Annotated in this window: 17 protein-coding genes, 1 tRNA gene and 1 riboswitch; of the genes, 4 read left to right on the top strand and 14 right to left on the bottom strand. The window is 60.7% G+C overall.

Features of this window, described 5'->3' with window-relative positions:
• Positions 1–55: 55 nt before the first annotated feature.
• Both GTA51_RS16655 and GTA51_RS16650 read left to right on the top strand, forming a co-directional pair.
• A complete protein-coding gene (locus GTA51_RS16655) occupies positions 56–3,031 on the top strand; it encodes a PAS domain S-box protein (protein ID WP_160963053.1) in 2,976 nt (991 codons plus the stop codon).
• Positions 3,028–4,242 carry a response regulator gene (locus tag GTA51_RS16650; RefSeq protein ID WP_160963051.1) on the top strand — a complete coding sequence of 405 codons (1,215 nt, stop codon included), beginning with the start codon at positions 3,028–3,030 and terminating at the stop codon, positions 4,240–4,242. The genes GTA51_RS16655 and GTA51_RS16650 overlap by 4 nt, the downstream gene beginning before the upstream one ends.
• A gap of 19 nt (positions 4,243–4,261) precedes the next feature.
• Here GTA51_RS16650 and GTA51_RS16645 read toward each other — a convergent pair whose 3' ends face one another.
• The gene (locus GTA51_RS16645) at positions 4,262–5,374 is read right to left on the bottom strand and encodes a response regulator (RefSeq protein ID WP_160963049.1); all 1,113 of its coding nucleotides are present in this window, start codon (positions 5,372–5,374) and stop codon (positions 4,262–4,264) included.
• A 499-nt stretch (positions 5,375–5,873) separates the two neighbouring features.
• Here GTA51_RS16645 and GTA51_RS16640 point away from each other — a divergent pair, with 499 nt between their 5' ends.
• Positions 5,874–7,958 carry a HAMP domain-containing methyl-accepting chemotaxis protein gene (locus tag GTA51_RS16640; RefSeq protein ID WP_343039528.1) on the top strand — a complete coding sequence of 695 codons (2,085 nt, stop codon included), beginning with the start codon at positions 5,874–5,876 and terminating at the stop codon, positions 7,956–7,958.
• 197 nt (positions 7,959–8,155) lie between these two features.
• Here the strand turns inward: GTA51_RS16640 and cobI are convergent, their stop codons facing one another.
• The 11 genes from cobI to GTA51_RS16585 all read right to left on the bottom strand — a co-directional run bounded on the left by cobI (position 8,156) and on the right by GTA51_RS16585 (position 20,676).
• The gene (cobI, locus tag GTA51_RS16635) at positions 8,156–8,869 is read right to left on the bottom strand and encodes a precorrin-2 C(20)-methyltransferase (protein ID WP_160963047.1); all 714 of its coding nucleotides are present in this window, start codon (positions 8,867–8,869) and stop codon (positions 8,156–8,158) included.
• Complete coding sequence (locus tag GTA51_RS16630; protein ID WP_160963045.1) at positions 8,866–9,798, bottom strand: ABC transporter substrate-binding protein; 933 nt, start codon at positions 9,796–9,798, stop codon at positions 8,866–8,868. The genes cobI and GTA51_RS16630 overlap by 4 nt, the downstream gene beginning before the upstream one ends.
• Positions 9,704–10,498: an ATP-binding cassette domain-containing protein gene (locus GTA51_RS16625; RefSeq protein ID WP_160963043.1), complete on the bottom strand. Its 795-nt coding sequence runs from the start codon at positions 10,496–10,498 to the stop codon at positions 9,704–9,706. The genes GTA51_RS16630 and GTA51_RS16625 overlap by 95 nt, the downstream gene beginning before the upstream one ends.
• A complete protein-coding gene (locus GTA51_RS16620) occupies positions 10,495–11,544 on the bottom strand; it encodes a FecCD family ABC transporter permease (RefSeq protein WP_160963041.1) in 1,050 nt (349 codons plus the stop codon). The genes GTA51_RS16625 and GTA51_RS16620 overlap by 4 nt, the downstream gene beginning before the upstream one ends.
• Complete coding sequence (locus GTA51_RS16615) at positions 11,544–12,428, bottom strand: sirohydrochlorin cobaltochelatase (protein ID WP_160963039.1); 885 nt, start codon at positions 12,426–12,428, stop codon at positions 11,544–11,546. Before GTA51_RS16615 ends, GTA51_RS16620 begins: the two co-directional genes overlap by 1 nt.
• Before the next feature lie 102 nt (positions 12,429–12,530).
• Positions 12,531–12,713: riboswitch (cobalamin riboswitch) on the bottom strand.
• Between the two features lie 22 nt (positions 12,714–12,735).
• Positions 12,736–13,068 (bottom strand): hypothetical protein, encoded by a 333-nt coding sequence (locus tag GTA51_RS16610; RefSeq protein WP_246198194.1) that lies wholly within the window; start codon positions 13,066–13,068, stop codon positions 12,736–12,738.
• Positions 13,069–13,510: 442 nt separating this feature from the next.
• Positions 13,511–15,430 carry a selenocysteine-specific translation elongation factor gene (gene selB / locus GTA51_RS16605; RefSeq protein ID WP_160963035.1) on the bottom strand — a complete coding sequence of 640 codons (1,920 nt, stop codon included), beginning with the start codon at positions 15,428–15,430 and terminating at the stop codon, positions 13,511–13,513.
• Positions 15,431–15,534: 104 nt separating this feature from the next.
• Positions 15,535–16,986: an aminopeptidase gene (locus tag GTA51_RS16600; protein WP_160963033.1), complete on the bottom strand. Its 1,452-nt coding sequence runs from the start codon at positions 16,984–16,986 to the stop codon at positions 15,535–15,537.
• A 155-nt stretch (positions 16,987–17,141) separates the two neighbouring features.
• Positions 17,142–18,545 (bottom strand): L-seryl-tRNA(Sec) selenium transferase, encoded by a 1,404-nt coding sequence (selA, locus tag GTA51_RS16595; RefSeq protein ID WP_160963031.1) that lies wholly within the window; start codon positions 18,543–18,545, stop codon positions 17,142–17,144.
• Positions 18,546–18,620: 75 nt separating this feature from the next.
• Complete coding sequence (locus tag GTA51_RS16590) at positions 18,621–19,913, bottom strand: bifunctional folylpolyglutamate synthase/dihydrofolate synthase (protein ID WP_160963029.1); 1,293 nt, start codon at positions 19,911–19,913, stop codon at positions 18,621–18,623.
• Positions 19,894–20,676 (bottom strand): 3',5'-cyclic-nucleotide phosphodiesterase, encoded by a 783-nt coding sequence (locus GTA51_RS16585; protein WP_160963027.1) that lies wholly within the window; start codon positions 20,674–20,676, stop codon positions 19,894–19,896. The genes GTA51_RS16590 and GTA51_RS16585 overlap by 20 nt, the downstream gene beginning before the upstream one ends.
• 115 nt (positions 20,677–20,791) lie before the next feature.
• On the opposite strand from GTA51_RS16585, the gene GTA51_RS16580 reads away from it, so the two are divergent.
• A tRNA-Arg gene (locus GTA51_RS16580) sits at positions 20,792–20,868 on the top strand.
• A gap of 16 nt (positions 20,869–20,884) precedes the next feature.
• Here GTA51_RS16580 and GTA51_RS16575 read toward each other — a convergent pair.
• Together GTA51_RS16575 and GTA51_RS16570 are read right to left on the bottom strand one after the other, a co-directional pair.
• Positions 20,885–21,271: a hypothetical protein gene (locus GTA51_RS16575; RefSeq protein WP_160963025.1), complete on the bottom strand. Its 387-nt coding sequence runs from the start codon at positions 21,269–21,271 to the stop codon at positions 20,885–20,887.
• Between the two features lie 216 nt (positions 21,272–21,487).
• On the bottom strand, positions 21,488–22,324 hold the full coding sequence (locus tag GTA51_RS16570; RefSeq protein WP_160963023.1) for a hypothetical protein: 837 nt from the start codon (positions 22,322–22,324) through the stop codon (positions 21,488–21,490).
• Positions 22,325–22,532: the final 208 nt, after the last annotated feature.

Here is a 22,532-nt window from a genome sequence, read left to right as displayed (position 1 = left end):
CGCCAACGGCACGGTGTGCCGAGTCGCACAGCAACCCGTCGCAGGGAAGGGCACTTTGCACGGCGACCATGGGGCAGGCGTAACGCTTTTTGGGGGGGCGCAACGCGCGAAACAACCGGCATGGAACAGAGCAGATCGTCTGGCCAAGCCTTGGCGAACTCTTGAGGAGGGAGGAGCATTGGACACGCAAGGCCCAATCAAAGCCCTGACCCGGTTGTATGGTCTGTCGCAACATTCCATTCACGATTTTTTGGATTACGCCCTGGAAGAAGCGCTTCTGTTGACGTCCAGTGCCGTTGGGTATATCTATTTTTATAATGAGAATAGTCGGCTTTTTACGCTTTATTCCTGGTCAAATAATGTCATGGAGTCCTGTACGCTTGTTGAAAAGCGGGCGACATACGAATTGGAGCATACCGGCATATGGGGCGAGGCGGTTCGCGGGAGAGGTCCAATTCTTGTCAATGATTATTCTGCTCACAATCCTCTGAAAAAAGGTTATCCTGAAGGGCACGTTCCTTTGCAGAATTTTCTTTCCGTCCCAATATTTCAGGATAAGTTAATAGTTGCAGTGGTTGGTGTTGGTAATAAAGAGGGTAGATATGCGCCGGAGGATATACAATCTCTTGATTTGTTTGCCCAGGGCATCTGGGCCATCGTGGCACGCAAGCAGGCTGAGGACGAACTGAAGGCAGACAAGGAGTTGCGGCGTTTTCAGTATACAATGGATGAAGTTCCGACGCCGGTCTCACTGATGAATGCCGATGGCCAGTACCTGTGGTACAACGAAGCCTGTCTGGAATTTTTTGGCGTCAAAAGTGAAGGCTTTCAAAAAAAGACCCCCCACGATTTGTTCGAGCCAGCGTATGCGCTACAGATAGATGCTTACAGACAGGCCCTGCTGGAAGGCCGGCCCACAACGCCTTTGCTGGCGGAGGTTGTGGCCCGGGGCGGCGAGCGGCGTTCTGTCATCGTGAGCAAATCCTTGTTTCGGGGCGGCGACGGTACGATTCTTGGCCTTGTGGGCACGCTCACGGATATTACAGAGAGTAAACGCTTGGAAAAGGCTCTGGCCCAGGCGTTGGAGTTTAATAAGAGTATCTTGGAGCATGCCCCGGTAGGCATCGCTGTGTATAACGCAAAGACCGGAGCCTGCGTCCTGGCCAACAGATTTCTGGCGGATTTATTGGGAGGGACTGTCGCGGCCCTTCGGGAGCATAATTTCCGCATGCTTGCCTCCTGGAGGGATTCGGGGCGTCTGGCGCTGGCAGAGCAGGCCCTGGCCAGCGGTGCGGTCGTTAAGGCAGATAAATACTTTGTGAGTTCCTTTGGGGAAGAAGTCTATCTGGAGTGCACCTTTGTCGCCGTCGTCATAGACGGTGAGCCTTACCTGCTACGGGTTGACAAGGATATTTCTCTGCAAAAGCAGATGGAAGCGGAACGCAATGATCGCCTGGAGTTCATTCAAACATTGGCTGATGCTATTCCTTCTCCCGTCTATTTTATGAATATTGATGGTCGAATTTTGTGGTGTAATACGGCAATTAAAAAATATTTTGGAGGAGAAAATATCATAGGAAAAGTGATACATGATTTGTTTGAAAGTGAAGATTTGTTGTTCCATATGGTGAAAGAAAGAGAGATGTACGAGCAGAACGCTCCTGTTTCGTATGAGTATGAAATGGGCACGACAACCGGGGAAGCACGCGCGCTCATATTTCATAAAGCGCCTCTCAGGAATTCAGCTGGAAACATGATCGGGCTTATTGGCGTATTTACTGACGTCACAGAGCGTAAGTGTGTCGAAGAAAGTCTCCGGCAAAGCGAAGATGTACTCAGAAAAATCCTTACAGGTATCCGGGCCGGAATATTTATTGTCGATCCTCAAACGTATTTAATCGTTGAAGTCAACTCCATAGCCGAAGAGATTTTTGGTATTCAAAAGAGCGAGCTTGTCGGGAAAGCCTGCAAGAGCATCAAATGGGTCCGTGCTGCCTCCGGGGAAATTGTGGACCAGTGTCCTTTGCTTCAGGGGAACATGGTCAATGAGGAATTTAATATCGAGCGTCCTGACGGCTCCACCGTTCCTGTGATCAAAACCGTCATTTCAGCCAACCGGGCCGGCCAACTCCTGTTTTATGAGATTATTTTTGACATGACCGCCCGAAAGGCCCTGGAGCGGCAGTTGGTCCTGGCCCAGCGGCTGGAGTCCATCGGCGGCCTGGCTGCCGGCATCGCCCATGAGATCAACACGCCTATCCAATACGTTGGCGACAACTTGAGCTTTCTGGAAGGCGCGTTTGCGGATCTGACCGCAGCCGTGCGCGGCTTTCGGGAGCCTGACGCGGCCCTGGATGCCGGGCGCCCGCAATTGGGATCGGGGAATGGCCAGGTGACGCCTGGCGCGAGCGTGGACGCCGGACTCGATCTTGATTTTATTTTGGACGAAGTGCCCAAGGCACTCTCCCAGTCCCGCGAAGGGGTGGCGCGTGTGGCTGCCATAGTGCGCGCCATGAAGCGCTTTTCCCATCCCGGGGGCGAAGAAAAGACCTTGCTCAATGTGCAAACCGCCATCGAGAACACCGTGTTGGTGTCGCGCAACGAGTGGAAATACCACGCTGAACTGCGGCTTGACCTGGACCCGGACCTGCCGACCCTTCCCTGTTTCCCGGGTGATTTCAACCAGGTGCTGCTCAATCTGCTGGTCAACGCCGGCCACGCCATCAGCGAAAAACATAAGGCGGACGACCCCAAAGGCCTTATCACCATCACGACGCGGCAAGAAGGGGACACGTTTCTTCTGTCCGTAACCGATACCGGGTGCGGCATCCCGGAAAAGAATCTCCACCGGGTTTTCGATCCGTTTTTCACGACCAAGGAAGTCGGCAAGGGCACAGGGCAAGGGTTGGCCCTGGTCCATGACGCCATGCGCAAACATGCCGGTTCGGTCGAGGTCGCTTCGAAGCCGGGGGAGGGAACCACCTTCACCCTGCATTTTCCGCTGACACAGTTGCAGAAGGCGACGGCATGAAGCCATCCATTCTCTTTGTGGACGACGAGCCCAATGTTCTCAGTGGCCTCAAACGCACACTGTATCCGAAACGAAACGAATGGATCATGGCATTTTGCGACGGAGGAAGGCAGGCGCTTGCGGAACTGGAGAGCACAGACTATGACATATTGATCACTGATCTGCTCATGCCAGATATGGATGGAGCTTCGCTTTTGGAGGAGGTCTTCACCCGCCACCCATCCGTCATTCGGTTGGTGCTTTCAGGTCATTCGGATAAAAAAATGATTTTAAAGGTGTCGCGCTACGCCCATCAGTTTCTTGCCAAACCGTTGCAGTCGGAACTGCTGGCCCGGACTATTAACCGCATGATCGCCCTGCGTGATGTCATCACCAACCCGGCGGTGCAGCAATTGGCCGCCAGCCTGGACCGGCTGCCCGCTTTGCCGGCCGTCCACCAGCGTATTTTGAGCGAATTACAAGCCCCGCAGCCGTCAATGCTCCGCTTGGGCGAACTGATAACCCAGGACATGGGGCTGTCGGCCACCATGCTCAAGCTTGTCAATTCGTCCTTTTTCGGGCTCAGGTCCACGGTGTCCAGTCCGGCCTACGCCGTCAATCTGCTTGGGCTGGACGTCATTGCCGGCTTGGTGCTTTCCGCCGGACTCTTTAACAGCTTCGATGCCGCGAAGTTTCCCGGCTATCACCTGGACGGTCTGTGGCAACACAGCCTCAATACCGGCCTTGTATGCAAGGCGCTCGCCAAGGCCGAGGGACTCGATACCGCGCGGCAGGACGACCTGTATATCGCGGGCATTTTGCATGACATCGGGAAGTTGGTGCTGCTCACGTCAGCGCCGCAGGTCTACGCCCAGACCATTGCCGTCTGTCAAAAAGACAACACCGCCATCTGGCGAACCGAAAACGCCATTTTGGGCTGCACCCACGCCGAACTCGGGGCCTATCTGCTCAGTCTGTGGGGTTTTTCCGAAGCGGTCATCCCCTGGGTGAATGCCCATCATATGGTCAGGGCCTACCCGGGTGAAGAGCCGCTTCTGGCCGGCATTGTCCATGCGAGCAATGCGCTGGAGCATGAGATTAACGTGAGGCATCCGGGATACGACCGCCAGCGTTGGAACCTGGACGCGATGGAGCGCATGGGGCTGTCGCCGCGGCTGGCCGACTGGCGCGCGGTTGCCGAGGGCGTCCTTGGGCAGGAATCTGCGCCGTAGCCGATCGTTGCCACCGGCATTACAGCGGCACAAGCACATCCAACTCTTTGGGAAGCTTGAAGCTCTCACTCATTTTTGTCAGCCGCAGGATGGCAATGTCGCTCAGTTCCTGCCCCTTGGCCATAATCAAGAGGCCCTGCGCGTCAAACAGATCCTGCTGTATGATCATGCCTGCCTGGATGGTTTTAAAGGCAACGCGCTTGGGCACATAGCCTTCGTCGCTAAACAGGACTTTCTCAAAGGCCGTAAAGACTGCCGGCGCCCGGGCCTCCCAGCGCGGCCGCAGGCTGGCAATAGCCTGGTCTTTGGGCACACCCAACTGCTCGAGGTCGTCGTATTCCAGGCAAAGGTTGATAAGGACGGCCCCTTCCGACATGACTGTGCCTTGGGAAAAACACTCGTTTTGGCAGGAAACAATCTCTACGACATCGTTTAAACGCGGAATTTGCGAGAGCAGCGAGGTGGCGATGGCGGCGTGCATGCCGTAGATCTGATTTTCCTCGGCGCTCAGTTGCTCCCCCCGAAAGCGTTTGAAGACGATATCTTGCGGTATTGCCACCATGCCGATCTGGGAAAGCATGCCGGCCAGCTCAAATTTGAGGGGATTGGCCAGGGCCGCCGTGCGGACCACGGCCATCATAAGCCGTTTGACCCGCTCGCCACGGCTGAATGCCTCCGGATTGACCAGATTGAGAATGTCCGTAAGCACCTTGATGCAGCCGCGCAACGTGCCCCGGAGCAGTTCCTTTTCCGCCGTCACCAGCCGGTACTGCTCCAGCCCGGCGTCCAGGGCGCGCACCAGGGACTCGATAGGGCATGGTTTCGTTAAAAACCGGAAGATGTTCCCTTCGTTGACAGCGGCTATGGCCGCGTCCAAGTCGCCATGGCCGGTGAGCATCATGCGAATGCTCAGCGGGCTGATGTCCCTGGTCTTGGCCAGAAATTTCACGCCGTCCATGCCGGGCATGGCCAGATCAGACACCACCACGGCAAAGCTGTCTTTGGACTGCAAGGCGGCCAGCCCGGCCTCAGGCCCCTGGGCCATGACCACGTCGTAGCGGCGGGACAGGCTGCGGCGCAGCGAGTCCAGGAGGTTTTTTTCGTCGTCAACGATCAGGATTTTCTTGCTCATGGGCCTTTGTCTCCTTGAAACCGTTCTCGCCGACGGCGGCCCCCGGGGGCTTACGGCCGGATGCTCCTGCCGCGTGCGCGGTGTTGCGGTAGGGTGTTGCCAGGCAGCACCATACTGCATTGCGCCTTGAATTCACAAAAAGCAGGGATGCTTTTTTGTGGACGCCACACGGCCAATCGCCCGGGGTCCGGCCTGTCGCAAGACGCCCGCAGCGGGCGCGGCCGTTTCAACCTGCTCCCCGCTCTCGATAAGGACACCCGTTTCACCATAAGCCAAGGGTGGCATGGCGTCGAGCCTGACGGCGTCCCTTGGCGTGAATCGTGAAAGGGCTGCAGCCTTTCGGGCGGCGTCTTTTCCCTTTGCGCCGCAGCGAAAATGCTCTAAGAGAAAATAGAAAATCTGCTGTGTTTTGAATGACCAACGTTTCCCAGGAACGTTTGGGGCGCTTGCGTTTCTCGCTGATGCAGAAAGATAGGCACGAATTCTACTTTTGAGAGGGATGTATGAGACTACAGATGACGCAACGGGAGGTGTTGTGATGTCCCAGACGACTCGATTATTTCATAGAGTGAGCTTTAAATTGTCTATGAGCTATGCGGTGCTGGTCATTTCTCTTATTATCGTTGGATATACAGGGTATTCTGCGGCTAAAATCATAAGCGGAAACCTTGAAATGCTGTTTGTTCGCTTTCTGCCGAGCGTCGATTTCCTCATCGAAGCCGACCGGGATCTTCACCAGTTGCTCGTGGCCGAGCGCACCATGCTCTTTGCCGACGTGGACAGCGACAGCTTCAAGAAATTGCAGGACGCGTACGCCGTCAACCTCAAGCAGACAAAGGACCGTTTCGCGTCATTCAAGGCCCTGACCACGACGCCGGAAGAAAAGCATCTGGCCGAGCAGTTCGAGCAGGCCATGCGCCAATGGGAAGCGACGTCGGCCAAGGTGGTCCAGGGCCGGCTGCGCAACACCGAGGAAGCGAGGGCGGCGGCCATGGCCCTGTCCCAGGGGCAGGCCAACGAACAGTTTGAATTCATGCGGGAATTTATCAACAAACTCACCGAACTGGAGCTTGGCTATTCCAAGGAAAAAAACTCCGCCTCCAAGGCCCTGTACGAACAAACCGTCCTGGTCATCGCGGGCCTGACCGGGGCCATGGTCCTTTTTGCCGCGCTCACGGGGTATCTCATTGTCCGGGGGCTGTTGCGCCAGTTGGGTGGCGAGCCGGATGAAATCGCGAGCATCGCCCGGCAGGTCGCTGTGGGCGACCTGAGCCTGACCTTTCATGAAAACGCCCATCCCCAAAGCATATACGCGGCCATGCATGCCATGGTCCGGTCTTCGACCCTGGTGGCCGAGACCGTGGGCAAACTGGCCTTGGGCGACCTCAACGTCAGCAGCGCCGAGCGTTCCGACAAGGACATGCTCATGCGCTCCCTGGGACAACTCATCCAGGCGGAAAAAGATATCGCTGCCATGGCCGGCAAGCTGGCCCTGGGCGATCTCAATGTTACAGTGTCCAGACGTTCCGTCGATGACGCCCTGCTGGCGGCCATCGAACGGCTGGTGGCAGCGGAAAAAGACATCGCCGGCATGATGGGCCGGCTCAGCCAAGGCGACCTGAGCCTCGTCGTTACACCCCGCGATCCTGCCGACAAGCTGCTGCACGGCCTGCGGGAGATGTTGGAGAGGGTCAGCGGGATCATTCGGGAAGTCCAGGACGGTTCCGTCAATGTGGCCTCGGGCAGCGAGCAGCTCAGCGCCTCCTCGTCCTCCCTGTCCCAGGGCTCCACGGAACAGGCCTCGGCTGTTGAGGAATCTTCCTCGGCCATGGAGGAAATGGCCGCCAGCATCAGCCAGACGGCTGACAACGCCAAGCAGACCGAGGCCATTGCCATCAAGGCGGCCCGGGATGCCCTGTCGTCAGGCGAAGCCGTGACCCAGACCGTGACCGCCATGAAGGCCATCACCAGTAAGATTTCGATTATTGAGGAGATTGCCCGGCAAACCGACCTGCTTGCGCTGAATGCCGCTGTGGAAGCGGCCCGGGCCGGCGATCATGGCCGGGGATTTGCCGTGGTGGCTTCCGAGGTGCGCAAACTGGCCGAACGCAGCCAGACCGCTGCCGCCGAGATTACCGGGCTGGCCGCCACCTCCACCGGCATAGCCGAAAAGGCCGGCAAACTCCTGGAGAAGCTGGTGCCCGACATCCAAAAGACGGCGGAACTGGTGCAGGAAATCAATGCCGCTAGCCAGGAGCAGAGCCAGGGGGCCGGTCAGGTGAACCAGGCCCTGCAACAACTCGATCAGGTCATCCAGCAAAATGCCGCCGCAGCCGAGCAGATAGCCTCGACATCCGAGGAGCTTTCCGCCCAGGCCTCGCAGTTGCAGCAGACGAGTTCCTTTTTTCAGGTCAACCGCGACGATGCAGACGATCAGCCCCGCCACAGGCCGCAATCGGGCCGCCGGTTCGATAACCGGGCAACACCCAAGCGCATGGCCCTGCCGCGTCCGGCGGCCACGGGAGGGGCGCGCATCGCGCTGGAAGAAAGCGATTCCGACAGCCTGCATTTTGAAAAATATTAGCAAAAACAAAGTGTTGGAGCAGCGATCTGGCGCAAAGAAGGGGCGAGTCGGGCTTTATAAGCCTCAATGACTGGCGTCAGTGGCGTTGGAGGAGCGGTCTGACACGCGAGGGCGGGGCGGCCCCGCGCGTCAGGCCGCCCGCATCTCCCAGGCCGGCGGCCTTGGAGCACGTTGGCTCCATTCGGCTCGATCAGGCCCTAGGTCTGGCCGCGTTTGATCAGGCACAGCGAGAGATAGTGGGGCTTTTCCGGGGCCATATCGAGGCGGCGTTCGACAGCCTCGCCCTTGTGCCCAAGGCGGGTCACAAAGGTCGTGCCCTGGGCCAGCCCCAGTTCGCCAAGCATGGTCCGTAGTTGCGGGAAACTGCGATAAGCCTTTAAAATAACGGCATTATCCGCCTCGGCCAAGGCCCGGCGCAAGCGGCCGTCCTCGTCTACACCCGAAGCGATGAGCAAATTCTCCCCGGATTCGACCAGCACCTGTCCGGTGCGGGCTGCTGCTGCCTGAAAGGACGTGATTCCGGGTACGACCACCACCGGCAGATCCGGCAACAGGGCGCGCAGCAGCGGCAGGACATAGCCAAAGGTGCTGTAGAGCAGCGGATCGCCCAGGGTGATAAAGGCCGCATCGCGTCCGTCGGCCAACACTGCCGCCATGGCTGCGGCATTGGCAGCCCAGGCCGTGGCCAGGGCCGCGTCGTCGCGGGTCATGGGAAAGGGCAGCCGGGTGACGGCGGCCGTGGCCGGCAGATGCGGGGCCACGATGGCTGCGGCAATGGAATAGTCGTTTTTGCTCGACGAGGCGGCAAAGACCGTGTCCACTTGTCCGAGAATCCGGGCGGCCTTTAACGTCAGCAGTTCCGGGTCGCCGGGACCGACGCCAAGGCCGTAGAGCGTCCCCAGGCGGGTCATGACGGCCTCCCGGTGAGCAGCTTCGCCAATTCTTCCACGGCCTCCACGCTGGCCGGACCGGGGCGGGAAAAGCGCCACTCGTCCACGAGAAACGCCCGGCCGTCCCGCACGCAGGGCAGGGCGGCATATTCGGGGCGCTCGGCCATGGGCCGGGCTTCGGGATTCATGGGGCCGCGCTGGGTGAGGCACACGGCCGGGGCCAGACGCAGCAATTCTTCATCCGACAGGCGCACGAGTTTTTTCTCCGTGGTTACGGCGTTTGTGCCACCGGCAGCAATGATGACGGCAGCGACCATGGAGCCGGACCCGGCCGCCAGCAGACTGCCGGAGCGGGCTTCGAAAAAGACGGTCGGGCGCGCCCCGGCCCCAGTCCCCTCGGCGACCACGGCCAGACGCCGGCCCAGGCTCTCGGACAGGGCCGCAGCCGCAGCCTCGCTGCCGGTCAGCACGCCGACCCGGCGGATGGTTTCAAAAAGACCGGGGAAATCCGAGACGGAAAAAATCGCCACCGGCAGTCCCAGGGCGGCCAACTGTTCGGCCGCTTCCCGGGCTTCGCCCCGGCCGTCCATTTGCAGGATCAAATCCGGTTTGACAGCCAGGACGCGCTCCAGATTGGGCCGCATGTGGGTGCCGATGACCGGCACGTCGGGCTGGCCGGGGGCCGTCGCGTCAGCCTCGGTGCGGGCTGCAATGCGACCGGTGAGATCCATGCCGGCAAGGATGTCGATAAACGCCCCGTAAAGCGGCACAATGCGCTGGGCCGGGGCGGCCAATCGGACCTCGCGGCCCAGGTCGTCGGTTATGGCAACACTGTGCGCCCGGGCCGGCGCAACGTTATACAGGCACAGCGCCAAGGCCAGGACCGGGAACAGCCAGGGCCTGGGGCGTGCCGGTGCGCGGGTGGGGGATGACGATGATATCGGTTTCATAAATCCTCGAAAGGGTTGGTTGGGTAAAAACAGCGGCTGTCGGGCCGTCGGCTTCGATGCGGCCGTTTTTGAGAAACACCAGCCGCCGACAGGCCAGCGCCGCCAGATTGATGTCGTGCAGGGCGGCCACAATGGTGGTCCCGGCCGCGTTTCGGGCGGCGAGCAGGGTGTAGAGTTCCATCTTGCGCGCGATGTCCAGGCTGGCCGAGGCTTCGTCCAAAAGGAGCACATCGCTTTCCTGGGCCAAGGCCCGGGCGGTCAGCGCCCGCTGGAACTCGCCGCCGGAAAGTTCCCCCAGCCGACGGTCGGCCAGATCGGCCACGCCGACGGCCGCCATGGCCGCTGCTGCCGCTGCCGCGTCGCTGGGACCGTAGCCGCCGAGAAAGGACAGGTAGGGATAGCGTCCCATGAGCACCAGCGAGCGCACGGTCAGTTCCCCGGCGCTGCCGCTGCGCTGGGGCACGGCGGCCACAGTCCGGGCGCGCTCCTTGTCCGTCATTGACGCAATATTTCGGCCATTAAGGACCACTGTGCCCCCGGCCGGGGACAGCACCCCGGACAGGGTGAGCAGCAGGGTGGTCTTGCCGGCACCGTTTGGACCCAAAACACCCACCATCTCGCCCGGGGCCACGTCGAGGTCGATGCCGTCCAGCACCGGCCGGCCATGGTAGCCGCTGCAAAGCCCCCGGCAGCGGATCACGGCCGGGCTCCATTGCGTCCGGTCAGCAGCAGAAAACAGAAAAACGGACCGCCGCATAAGGCTGTCACCACGCCCACGGGCAGTTCCGCGCCGCCGGGCAGGATGGTGCGGGCCAGGACATCGGAGGCCACCAGCAGCGCGCCGCCCAAAAGGGCGCTTTGGAGCAGCAAGGTGCCGTGTTCCCCGCCGTAGAGCCGGCGGCAGGCGTGGGGGGCAATGAGGCCGACAAAGCCGATAACCCCCGAGACAGCCACGGCAGCGGCCGTGAGCAGGCTGGCGGCAGTGAGAAGAACCAGCCGCGCCCGGCCGGCGGCCACGCCGAGTTGCCGGGCTTGGGTTTCGCCCAACAGCAAAATGTCCAGTTCGCGGACAAAAAGCCAGATGGCAGCCAGCCCGGCGGCCAGACAGGGGGCAAACAGGGCCAGCTCGGCCCGCCCCTTGCCCTGGAAGCCGCCCATGATCCAAAAAACAATGCCGGCCACGGATTCCTCGTTGAGCGCCTTGACCAGCGAGAGCAGGGCAGACAGAAACGTGGCCGCCACAATACCGGAAAGGACCACGGTTTCCCGCCGCAGCCCGCCGGCCAGCCGCGACAGGGCCAAGACAGCGGCAAGCGTTGCCCCGCCGCCCAAAAGAGCCAGACCCGGCGTGGCCAAAGACGTGCCAAGGCTGGCCGCCAGCCCCAGGCTCAGCGATAAGGCCGCGCCAAAGGCCGCCCCGCCAGATACGCCCAGGGTGAACGGGTCGGCCAAGGGATTGCGCAACACGCCCTGAAAAACCGCGCCAGCCACAGCCAGGGCCGCGCCCACGCCGTAGGCCAGAAGCGCCCGCATAAGCCGCAGATCGATGACCACCGCCGTGACGGTGGCGTCGGCCGGAGCCGGCAGGGACAGGCCAAGCAGTCGCCCGACCACCACTGCCACCTCGCTGGGAGTCGCCGGATAGGCTCCGGCCAGACACGCCGCCGTTACAGCAGCCAGTCCGGCCAGGAGCAGGGGCAAGACCCGGGCCATGGCCCGGGTCCGGCTGACGCGGATGTCGGGCATTATTTTCCGGGCAGGGCGTCGAAGGTCGTTTTGAGGTGCTCAAGCCACACGGCGGCCACGGCCTCGCGGTCGGCCGTGCCGGAAAGGACGGATTTGGCTTCGATGCCGGCAGCGGTCAATGACGAGGCCAGGGAATCCTTTTCCTTGCCGGCCATATCGTTGCGGGCATGGTCGCCAGCCACGGCAAACAGCGGAATGAGCCAGGTTTTTTTGATACCCTTGGCTTTAAGATCAGCCACGACATCGTCAAAGGACGGAATGCCTTCCACCGTGGTCACGAAGGCGTTTTGATCGACGCGCCACAGGCTGTATTGCAGGGCCGGGTAGGCCATGTTGGCGGAATGCTCGGTACCGTGGCCAACAAAGACGATGGCCTCGCCGGGCTTGCGGTCCTTGGGGGCGGCTTCGATCAGGGCTTTGGCCACCTTGGGGAAATCGTCCTTTTCAAACAGCAACGGGGCGCTCACCGACACCTGGGACAGCCCCTTGGGCATCCGGGAGAAGGCCGCAGCCGTGCGCACGAGGTCGTGGAATTCGTGGCCGGGTATGGTTTGCAGGGACATGAGCGCCACGTCGGTGACGCCCTGATCAGGCAGGGCGGCCAGGGCCTCGGCCGGGGAGGGCACGCGTTTGCCGTCCTTGGCCAGCTTGGCCCGGATCATGGCGGCGGTATAGCACAGGGTCACCGGCACGCCGGGATAGGCGGCCTTGACGCGCGCCACCATTTTTTCAATGGCCGGAGCGGCCTCGGGGACAGTGGTGCCAAAGGCGGCCACGACAATGGCCCGTTTGGGTTCTTTTTTGGCATCGTGGCCGGCAACGGCCGGCGCAGCAAGACACAGGCATAGGGACAGGGACAGGAGCATTCGCGAGAAGCGAAACATGGGGGTTACCTCCAAACAATGGAGGGCTCTTGATGAAAAGGAACGCGCAAGGATGCGGGGTTCGTTCCCGAAGCCCGGTCGGCAAAAGCCCTCGTGCCGACAGGACGTGCCAGAACCCGGGCAGGTCTTCCGGCTTGTCCCATCGGCCCCGGCCTTCCCGGGAATGGTTCCCAGTGGCGCGCGAGGAGGCCGACTGTATGGGGGACTGACGGCGGCGGGACCGCTCCCGATTTGAACGGGATTCCCTTTTAAGCCCCGAAGGGCGCCCAGGTCGATGGCTGGGAGGTATCGGGGGGCGGCAGGGCTGTCAAGGCGCGGCAGCCGGCTTTATGACGCCGCGTTTGAGCAATATCTCGTAATCGCCCTTTTTGGTGAAAAGTGTGGGCACGTTGAGGGTTTCAAGGATCTGCATGAGGGTTTGCACCGTGCCCTTGGTGGCTTTTTTGTCCATGACCACGATGGCCACGTCCTTGGTCACGCTCAGGCGTTCGGCAATGTCCCAGGCAGCAGACACGGGCGGGCCGCCGTTGACGCGGTAGGTGTCCACATCCACCTGGATAACGGCTGCCGGTGCGGCAGCCGGAAAAAGCAGGGCGGCCAGCAGCAGACTGGCGCGCAGATGGTTGGCGACTCTGGACATAGGACTCATTTGTGGTTAAAGATTTTTTTCACGAAATACATTCCTGGGGAGGTTCGCCGTGAAATTTGATTTCGCCGGTCTGATGGTGCTGTTTGGGTTCTGTTCCGTGTTTGTCGCCCTGCTCGTCATTAAAGCCACGCAGGCGGCCAAACCCGAGGACCAGGACTGGTAGCATCTGCGTGTAGAATGAAGAGTGCCTCCGGCGGCCGGGGGCCTGAGGCCCCCGGACCCCCCACATGGGTAAAGGGGGGCGGCGTTGCCACGACGGTGGACGGGAGCGGGGAAAATCCCGTTGGTCGTGTTGCCGCAAAGGCCGAAACGAGTACGGCACTCGCGCCATCCTGCTGGCCCCCTTTAACCCCTTGCCTTCCAGGTGGGATTCCAAAGGGGCCACCCCTTTGGCCGCCGGAGGCATTCTTTTCCTCTCCTCTCACTCCTCTCCCTATCGCTTGCGTAGTTGGCGTTTGTCGCCGACGCGCACGGTGATCTTGTCTTTATCCAGATATTCAAGCAGCGCGATGAGGAATTTGCGTGACAGCCCGGTCAGCTCGCGAAATTCCGCCGGTCCCATGTCTGTGGCTCCGGCGGCGTAGTAGGCCTGCACTTTTTCGATGAGCGTCTTGATGGCCGCCGCGCAAAAATACATATTTTCCTGGGCCTTGACGATAAGCCCTTCGTCTTGCAGCACCTTATAGACCGGCTGGGCTTCTTTAAAGGTCAGGTCCAGCGGTTCGAGGATGTCTTTGATATTGGGCGGCGTGAGGCCGCCTTGCTGGTAGGCCGCAAGGAGGATGCCGCGCAGTTTGGCCTGATCGGACGCCAGCGAGACTTTATGATCGGGCAGGCGGATGACGTCGGCTTCGGTAGCCAGTTTGCCGGCGCGCAGCAGCCGTTCGACCATGAAATGAAAGAGCTTGGGCGAGAGCGCCTTGCCCCAGGTGGAGGCCAGTTCGCTGCGCGAGACGCCGAGTTTGAGCGGTTCGCGTTTGTGAAAGGCAGCTACGGTGGCGACAAGTGTTGCGGCCAGTTCGGCCACGGTGTCGCCGTGGACGTAGTGGCGGCCTTCCTTGCCTTCGCGATCGACAAGGGCCGCGCCGCCCTTGTCGCACAGAGCAGCAAGCGCCTTGTCCAGGGCTTTGGATTCGAGGTCGGTCAACGTCATAAGCCGGGCAAAGCCCAGTCCCTCGACCCCGGCCCGGCGCAGTTGCAGGGCGACCAGGGCGGGACCGGCGGCTGCGGCCAGTTCGGCCAGCACGGCTGCGGTTGCTTCGGTGTGGCGCTTGAGCTTTCGGGCCAGGGGCGAGAGCACCCGGCCGCCGGCCATGGTGCGCAGCGGCGCGCCCGAGCGGATGACCAGCCGGTCGCCGTGGACGCCGGCCATGGGTTCGGGAAAGCGCAGTTGGCACACGGCTGTCTCGCCGGGTTCGAGCTTGTCGCGGTCGAGCAGATGGACGCGGGCCAAAATCTCGCGGGTGCCGTGGTGCAGATGCACCTCGGTGCGGTGCTTGATGCCGCGCGGGGACGAGGCCAGACAGACGAGTTCCGCTTCCCAGGCCGTGTCCGGGAAAAGCGTTCCGGGCAGGGCCAGCACTTCGCCGCGCGCGATGTCCTCGACTTCGAGCGCGGTCAGATTGACGGCTGTGCGCATACCGGCCGGCGAAACCTCCACAGACTGCCCGTGGGATTGCAGGCCGCGAATTTTCGAACGCTTGTCGGTGGGGAAGAGCCGCACATCGTCGCCAATTTTAAACGAGCCGGCAATGAGCGTGCCCGTGACCACCGTGCCGTGGCCGCGCAGGGTAAAGACGCGGTCGATGGGCAGCCGGGCCAGATCGGAGCGGCGTTTGGGGGCAAAGGCGGCCACCAGTTCGGACAGGGCGGTGCGCAGTTCGGGCAGGCCCGCCCCGGTGTGGGAGGAGACGGGGAAAAGGGGCGCGTCGGCCAGAAAGGTGCCGGCCAGCACGCCGCGCACGTCGTCGGTGACCATGGCCAGCCAGTCGGCGTCCACCATGTCGCATTTGGTCAGCGCCACAACGCCGGTCGTTACCCCGAGCAAAGTACAAATGTCTAAATGCTCGCGAGTCTGCGGCATAACACCCTCGTCTGCGGCGATGACCAGGGTTACGAAATCGATGCCGGCGGCACCGGCCACCATATTTTTGACAAACCGCTCATGGCCCGGCACGTCGATGACGCCCAGACGCGCGCCGCCGGGCAGATCCATGAAGGCAAAACCCAGTTCGATGGTGATGCCGCGTTTTTTTTCCTCGGCCAGCCGGTCGCAGTCGATGCCGGTCAAAGCCTTTATAAGCGTCGTCTTGCCATGATCGATGTGCCCGGCCGTCCCCATGATAACTGGCATATGCGCGTCCTTGGAGGGGTGAAAGAAGAGGAAGATGCCTCCGGCGGCCGGGGGGGATCATCCCCCCCGGACCCCCTGGAAGGGGAAAGTGCTGCCGGGAGCGCCTAACTGGACAAAAATGCCTGATACGCCAGTTTGGCGGCGTAGAGGTCGGCGACGCTGGTGATTTCAAACGGGCTGTGCATGCTGAGCACGGCCGGGCCGAAATCAATGATGTCCATGCCGTAGACCGCTAAGAACTTGGCCACCGTGCCGCCGCCGCCGAGGTCCACCCGGCCCAGTTCGGCCATCTGCCAGGGGATGCCGGCTTGATCGAGCAGGTTTCGCAGCCAGGCCACGTATTCGGGATGGGCATCGTTGGCCCCGACCTTGCCGCGATGGCCGGTGAATTTGCAAAAGCACGGGCCACAGCCAAGCAGGGCCGAATTGAGCTTTTCGTGCAGATCCTGGTAGTCCGGGTCCAGGGCGGCGTGCACATCGGCCGAGACGGCCTTGCCGGCGGCCAGCACCCGGCTTTTGCGCGCCCCGGGTTCCCAGGCTTCGATCAGGTCTTCCAGGCAATATTCGAAAAAGCGCGACTTGGCCCCGGTGGAACCCTCGGAGCCGATTTCTTCCTTGTCCCAGAAAAGAACGATTTGCGTGTGCTCGGGGGTATCGGCGTCGAGCAGGGCGGTCAGGCCGGCATAGACGCAGATGCGGTCGTCCTGGCCGTAGCCGCCAATGAGCGCGCCGTCGAGACCGACGAGGCGGGCCGGTCCGGCCGGCACGGCCTGCAACTCGGCGCTGTAGAGGTCGGCCTCCTCAATGTCGTATTTTTCATGGAGCAGGGTCAGCACTTTGGCTTTGATAAGATCGCTGCCGTTGCCGTTTTGGGCCGGCTTGGCCTCGGCGGTGGCGTCGGGCGTTTCGGCCGGCTTGTCGGCCGGGGAGTGGCCGATGATGATGTTGAGTTTTTCGGCCTCAAAGGCTTCGGACAGCTTTTTTTCCACCTGCCGGTAGGCCAGATGGGGCAGCAGATCCGGGATGGTGAAGACCGGATCGGCCGGGTCTTCGCCGATGGTGACCGTGACGAGACTGCCGTCCTTTTTGGCCACCACGCCGTGCAGGGCCAGCGCCCGGGCCAGCCACTGGTGCTTGCGGATGCCGCCGTAATAGTGGGTTTTAAGCTGGGCCACGCCGCAGTCCTGGTAGAGCGGGCGCTGCTTAAGATCAATGCGCGGGGTGTCGCAGTGGGCACCGAGCAGGCGGAAACCTTGGCTCAGCGGCTGTTTGCCCTTGCGGGCCACAAAGACGGTCTTGCCCTTCATGACGCGAAAGACGGCATCGCCGGCAAAATTGCCGTCCAGGCTTTCGGCAAACCCGGCATCGGCCAGAACCTTTTCAACGTACTGGACGGTTTCCCGTTCGGTTTTGCAGGCCGAGAGAAAGGTGATGTAGGTATCGGCCAGGGTTTTCATGGCCTCGCGCTCATGGGGCGCGGCGTAGGTTTCCCAGCAGTTTTTGGCGTCGATGGTCAGAGCCGGGGCGGCCGGCGTGGTGTCTTCGGTATCGTTCATGGTGCTGATTGCTCCTTGGATATAATGCGCACACGGCTATTAGAGTAAGCGCCCCGTCGGTCTGTGGGAACCCCGGACGTGGCAGATCATTTTTCCCAATCGAGGGGTCCGGGGGGATCATCCACCCGGCGGGGCGCGGGGCAGAGCCCCGCTCTTTATGCTTCCAGCGCCTGGGCCAGTACCGCAGCCACAAGGTGCAGTTCATCATCCGCCAACGTGCGCACATCGAGGAGCAGGGCGGCGTCCTGGGTGCGGGCGATAAGCGGCGGCTCGGTGGCCAGGAGCCGCTCTCGCAGGGTGTGCGGCGAGGGCGCGCCGGGCAGCGGTGAAAGCGCCACCAGCGTGGTTGGCAGATCGCGCTCGGGAAAGGCTCCGCCGCCCACCCGGGAGGCACCCGGCAGCGTCGTCACCGCATAGCTGCCGGCCAGGGTTTTTTTGAGGATCGTGGCCAGTTTGCGGGCTTTTTTGGCCAAAGCAGGCGGTGCGGCGGTGATCATGGCCAGGGTCGGGATGGCGGTCCGGGCGAGCGTGGGGTCGCGGTAGAGGCGCAGGGTGGCCTCCAGGGCGGCCAGGGTCATTTTATCGATGCGGATGGCCCGATTGAGCGGATTTTTGCGGATGGCTGCGATGTACTCGGCCCGCCCGACGATGATGCCGGCCTGGGGACCGCCCAGGACTTTGTCGCCGCTAAAGGTCACGACATCGGCCCCGTCGGCCACGGCCTGCTGCACGGTTGGTTCGCCGGGCAGATTACAACTCGTAAAATCCGTGAGGTTGCCGCTGCCGAGGTCTTCGATGACGGGCAGATTGCAGCGCCGGCCGATGGCCACCAGTTCGGCCAGGGAGACTTCTTTGGTAAAGCCCACGATGCGGTAATTGGAGGTGTGGACCTTTAGAAGGGCGGCGGTGTCGGCCGTGACGGCGTTTTCGTAATCGCGCGGATGGGTGCGGTTGGTGGCCCCGACCTCGCGCAGGATCGCCCCGGATTTGGCCATAATTTCCGGGATGCGAAAGGAGCCGCCGATTTCCACGAGCTGCCCCCGGGAGACGACGACTTCCCGGCCCTTGGCCAGGGTCTCCAGGGTGATGAGCACGGCGGCGGCGTTGTTGTTGACGACCAGCGCGTCCTCGGCTCCGGTCAGCGTGCGCAGGATGTCCACCACATGGCTGTAGCGACTGCCGCGCTCGCCGGTGGCCAGATCAAATTCCAGGTTGGAATAGCGCAGACAGGCCTCGGCAGCGGCTGTTGCGGCCTCGGGTGCCAGCAGCGAGCGGCCGAGGTTGGTGTGGACCACCACGCCCGTGGCGTTTATGACCCGGCGAAAATGGGGCCGTGTGGCTGCAATGACGGCGCGGCCGCACTGGGAAAAAAGCAGAGCGTGGTCGAGTTGGGCCGGGTCGGTGAGGCGGCCGGCGCGGATATCGGAGCGCAGCCCGTCCAGAAAATCCGTGACCGCATCGCGGACCATGGCCCGGGGCAGGACGGCGAGGCTTGCGGTATCGCCAAGAGCGGCCAGGACCGCGTCCACGGGCGGGAGCAGGCGGAAAAGATTTTGCACGGCGAATCCGAAGGGTTGGGCGTTGGCGTCAGGGCCGCTTCAAGCCAGACACCGTAGCGCGAAACCGCCGTGAGATCAATTTTGCCGGGCCGGAAAAAGGGCGGCCAGCAAGTACATGGAACCGCAGGCTAAAACGGTTCCTTCCAAGGTCCGCACCGCTTCCAACGCCGCCTCGGGGCCGGCCACGACCACGGCCCGGGGGCCGAGCAGGGCCGCGACCTCGGCCGCCGGTCTGGCCCGGGACACGCTCGGCAGTTCGGGGACGAAGATGGGACCAGCCGTCAGCCCGGCGGCCACCGGTGCCATGGCGGCCAGATCCTTGTCGCCAAGGCAGGTGAAAATAAGGGCCGAGGGGGCGACGCGCAAGGCGGCCAGGGCTGTTTCCAGGGCAACTAGCGCCGGCAGATTGTGGGCGCAGTCCAGGAGCAGGCCCGGACCCATGTCCGGCAGTTGCAGGAGATGGAGCCGCCCCGGCAGAAACGTCTCGGCCAAGGCCCGGCGCACGGCCTCGGCATCAGGCACAAGCCCCAGCATTTCGGCGCACAGCGCAAATCCGGCCAGGGCCAGGGTGGCGTTTTGGGCCTGATGCGGCCCGGCCAGACGCAATTTGGCATCCGGGATTTCCAGACGGCGCGGAACCTTGAGCACAGCTTTTCGGGTTCTGGGGTCATAGCCGGCCAACTCGGCCACGTCATGGAGTCGTGTGCCAATCAACTGGGCGTGCCGCCGCAGTTCGGCCAGGGCTTCGGGCGGCTGGGGACCGGTGACGGCCACGCCGCCAGCCAGCATGGCCCCGGCCTTGTCCCGGGCGATGTCGGTGAGGGTCGGGCCGATGACAGCGGCATGGTCGAGGCCCATGGGCGTAAAAAGGACGAGATCGCGGGGCAGGGCCGTGGTGGCGTCGCCGGCCCCGCCCAGACCGGCCTCGTAGACGGCGGCCTCGGCCCCGCGACGGGTGAACAGCACCGCAGCCATGGCGGTTAAAAGCTCAAAATAGGTCAGCCGGCCGGCTGCCTGCGCCGGGACCGTGGCGGCCAGGACGGCGTTGGCCGCTTCGGTCCAATCCTCCTCGGCAAGCTGCTTGCCGCCAAGGAGTATGCGCTCGCGCACGCTGATAAAATGCGGCGAGAGGTACAGGCCTGTGGGCAGGCCATGTGCGGCCAGCAAGGCAGCCAAGAGGGCCGAGGTGGAGCCTTTGCCGTTGGTGCCCACGGTTTGGACGGCCAGATGGGGCAGGCTTTGCAAGGACAGGCCGGCCAGGGCCGCCTGCATGCGGCCAGGGCCGAGGTCCATGTGAAAGAGCCCAAGACTGTCGAGATAGGCCGCAAAAGCGGCAAAATCCGGAAATTCAGATGGTGATGACGTCATGTTCCCTGAGCAGCCGGTAGGAGTAGCCGGCCAGTTCGTGCTCCAGTTCGTGCTCAATCTGGGCGGCGAACGGAGCCTTCATATGATAAATAAAAATGCCGGGCCGGGCGCGCAGCTTGTTGAGTTCAGTGCGCAGCAGTCGCGGCGTCAGGTGCTTGGACACGGCGGCCAGGGTGGCCAAGTCCGAGGGGAAGGAAGCTTCGGTGATGAGATGGGTCAGGGCGAAGGGCAGGGCGTCCATGGCCTGCCAGAAACTGTCGCAGGGACCGGTATCGCCGGTGTAGGCGATATTTTTGGCACCGCCGTCCTGCCACAGGACATAGCCCGAGGCTGCCTGGGCGTGGTTGACGGGATGGGTGACGACGCTGATGTCGCCGATGACAACCGGGACGCCCGGGGTCATGGGAGCGTAGGTCAATACCGGCGATTCGGCCGGGATGACTGTAAAATCGGGCCAGATGGTGTCGTTTAATAAATGCGTGGCAATGGCGTCGAGCACCTCGGGCAGGCCGTGGATCTGCACGGGCGGGCGGCTGCCGGCGGTGAAAAATTCGATAAGGTTGTCGGCCAGAAAGAGGATGTCTTTAATATGGTCGAGGTGGCTGTGGGTGACGAAAATATGCTCGAGTCTGGCTTGGGCGGCCAGGTCGAGGGAAGAGGTGACGGAGCCGGCGTCGAGCAATATTGTGTCATCGATGCAAAACGAGGTGAGATTGTGACCCGGCAGATCCGAGCCGGAGCATCCAAGTACGCGCAACTGCATGCCGCTCTCCTTCTAGGGGGCGATGTCCGGGGAGTAGGCAGTTTGAGCCGGGAGCCTGATTTCGTCAAGGGCGGCCTTGACCGCAGGGGGCGGCTTGTTTATTTTGCCTCGCCGTGCGCCCGTAGCTCAGTTGGATAGAGCATCTGCCTTCTAAGCAGACGGCCACAGGTTCGAATCCTGTCGGGCGCACCAGAATAAAATCAAGGGGTTAGGTCGTGTTTGGCCTGACCCCTTTTATCATGTGGATAACCGGGTTGGATAACATCTTGGCCAACCATACGGGATAACGAGGGAATTTTGGATAACATCCGGGCAGGTGCTGTCCCGCGTAGAGGCAGACGGCTACGTGCGGAATCAACAATGGGGAGTAGACCACGCGACCAATGGCCTCGGTGTCCTTGGAACAACCGGGCGGAACGAAGGATGACGGCTTGCCTTTGAGGTAGCGGTCGTAAGGCGGGTTCGATCGCATGGCAAAGGGATTGCCAGCAGATTCGACCGTGACCATGGCGTTGATTAGTCCGGAACGAAGGAGACAAGCGAGTGACTGGAATTCGATGGTCGTTTCGGTGAGGACGTTGATGAGTCGGCCCATGCAATACCTTCAAATGAGATAAAGGAAAAATAGGCATTTAGCTGGTGGGAAGTTGTTGTGGTACGGACAGGCACGGACAGAACTTAAGACTTCGACCCCCTTGCTTCAAAAAGGGGAAACCATATACTTCAATGGAATAGATATTGCGTTTTAAGGTTGCACAGTGCCTATTTATTTAAGGGTGTCGGCGATCTGTTTGGGGTTGTTTTTATATCGCTACTTCCCATAAGTTTCAATCCTGTTGAAAATGAAAATAAGTAGACCGACAATTGAAGAACCCCACCAGAGTCGCCTTGTAGATGGGAAAAGTAGGCCCATTAGTCCGAATATAAGAATGAGGTTTATGGAAATTATTATAAAAATATTTGTCATAAATGGCGCAATTTGAATAAGATAATCTCGAAAGCTTGAAAATATTAAGATGTATGATATAATTGCAGAAATAGTGAAAAAATAAAATAATCGCCACTTTTTGTCTTTAGATGCGATGTTCTGCAGTTCAATTTCTGCTTTTTGTAGCTTCTTTTCTGTGTCGCGAAGCGAGTTTGATTTGCCTTCAATATTTTGCTGATAATTAAATTTTTCTTGTTCAAGTCGCATGCGATCAGACTCAAATTTTTCTTTTAAAATGGAGTTTTCTTTTTTTGCTTCATTGATTTGCTTGCTTAGCTTTTCCGATATGGTTTGTAGACTAAGTTCAACCTCAGCTTTCTCCCTTTCAGTGACCTCTAGTTCTTTCTTTAGTCTTAGCTTTTCTTTTTCAAGTTCAGTGTTTATTGTTGCGACTTCTAATTCAAACGCATGAGAAATCTCATCGTCAGAGGCTGTTGATAGGTTGTCCATAAGAAGGGTATTAGAGAGGATTTGGGTGGCAGCCTCCTCAGAAAAATCTTTTAAACTCGCCATTATCTGTATCATTCTGTGGCATGCTCGGGCTGCGCCACTGCTGAGTGTCCTGAATTCTGGAAGTGCGAAGGTCTCGGCAAATGTTTTGTTAAAAGAGGTGTCATTTGGAGAAAAACGTTTTATTATTTGCCAGAAATGGTTTGGCATTATGCAACATTGTTTCGAATTGCTTTTTTTACTGCATTCCCAGTCGAACTTATATAAAAAATAGTCACAAGTAAGGAATATTGTTGATCAGCATGGAATATTGACCCCTCTTTGGATGAAATCAGCGTCCAAAGTTGACCCCCTCGGCAGCCCCCTTAGATGTCTTCGATCATCGGAGACGGGAGGGGCAGCGAGAGGAGATGCTGAT

The organism is Solidesulfovibrio aerotolerans, from assembly GCF_009856865.1.
Classification (GTDB): Bacteria; Desulfobacterota; Desulfovibrionia; order Desulfovibrionales; family Desulfovibrionaceae; genus Solidesulfovibrio; species Solidesulfovibrio aerotolerans.
Note: the sequence above shows the minus strand (reverse complement) of the source record. Positions and strands in the feature narration are given on the sequence as shown.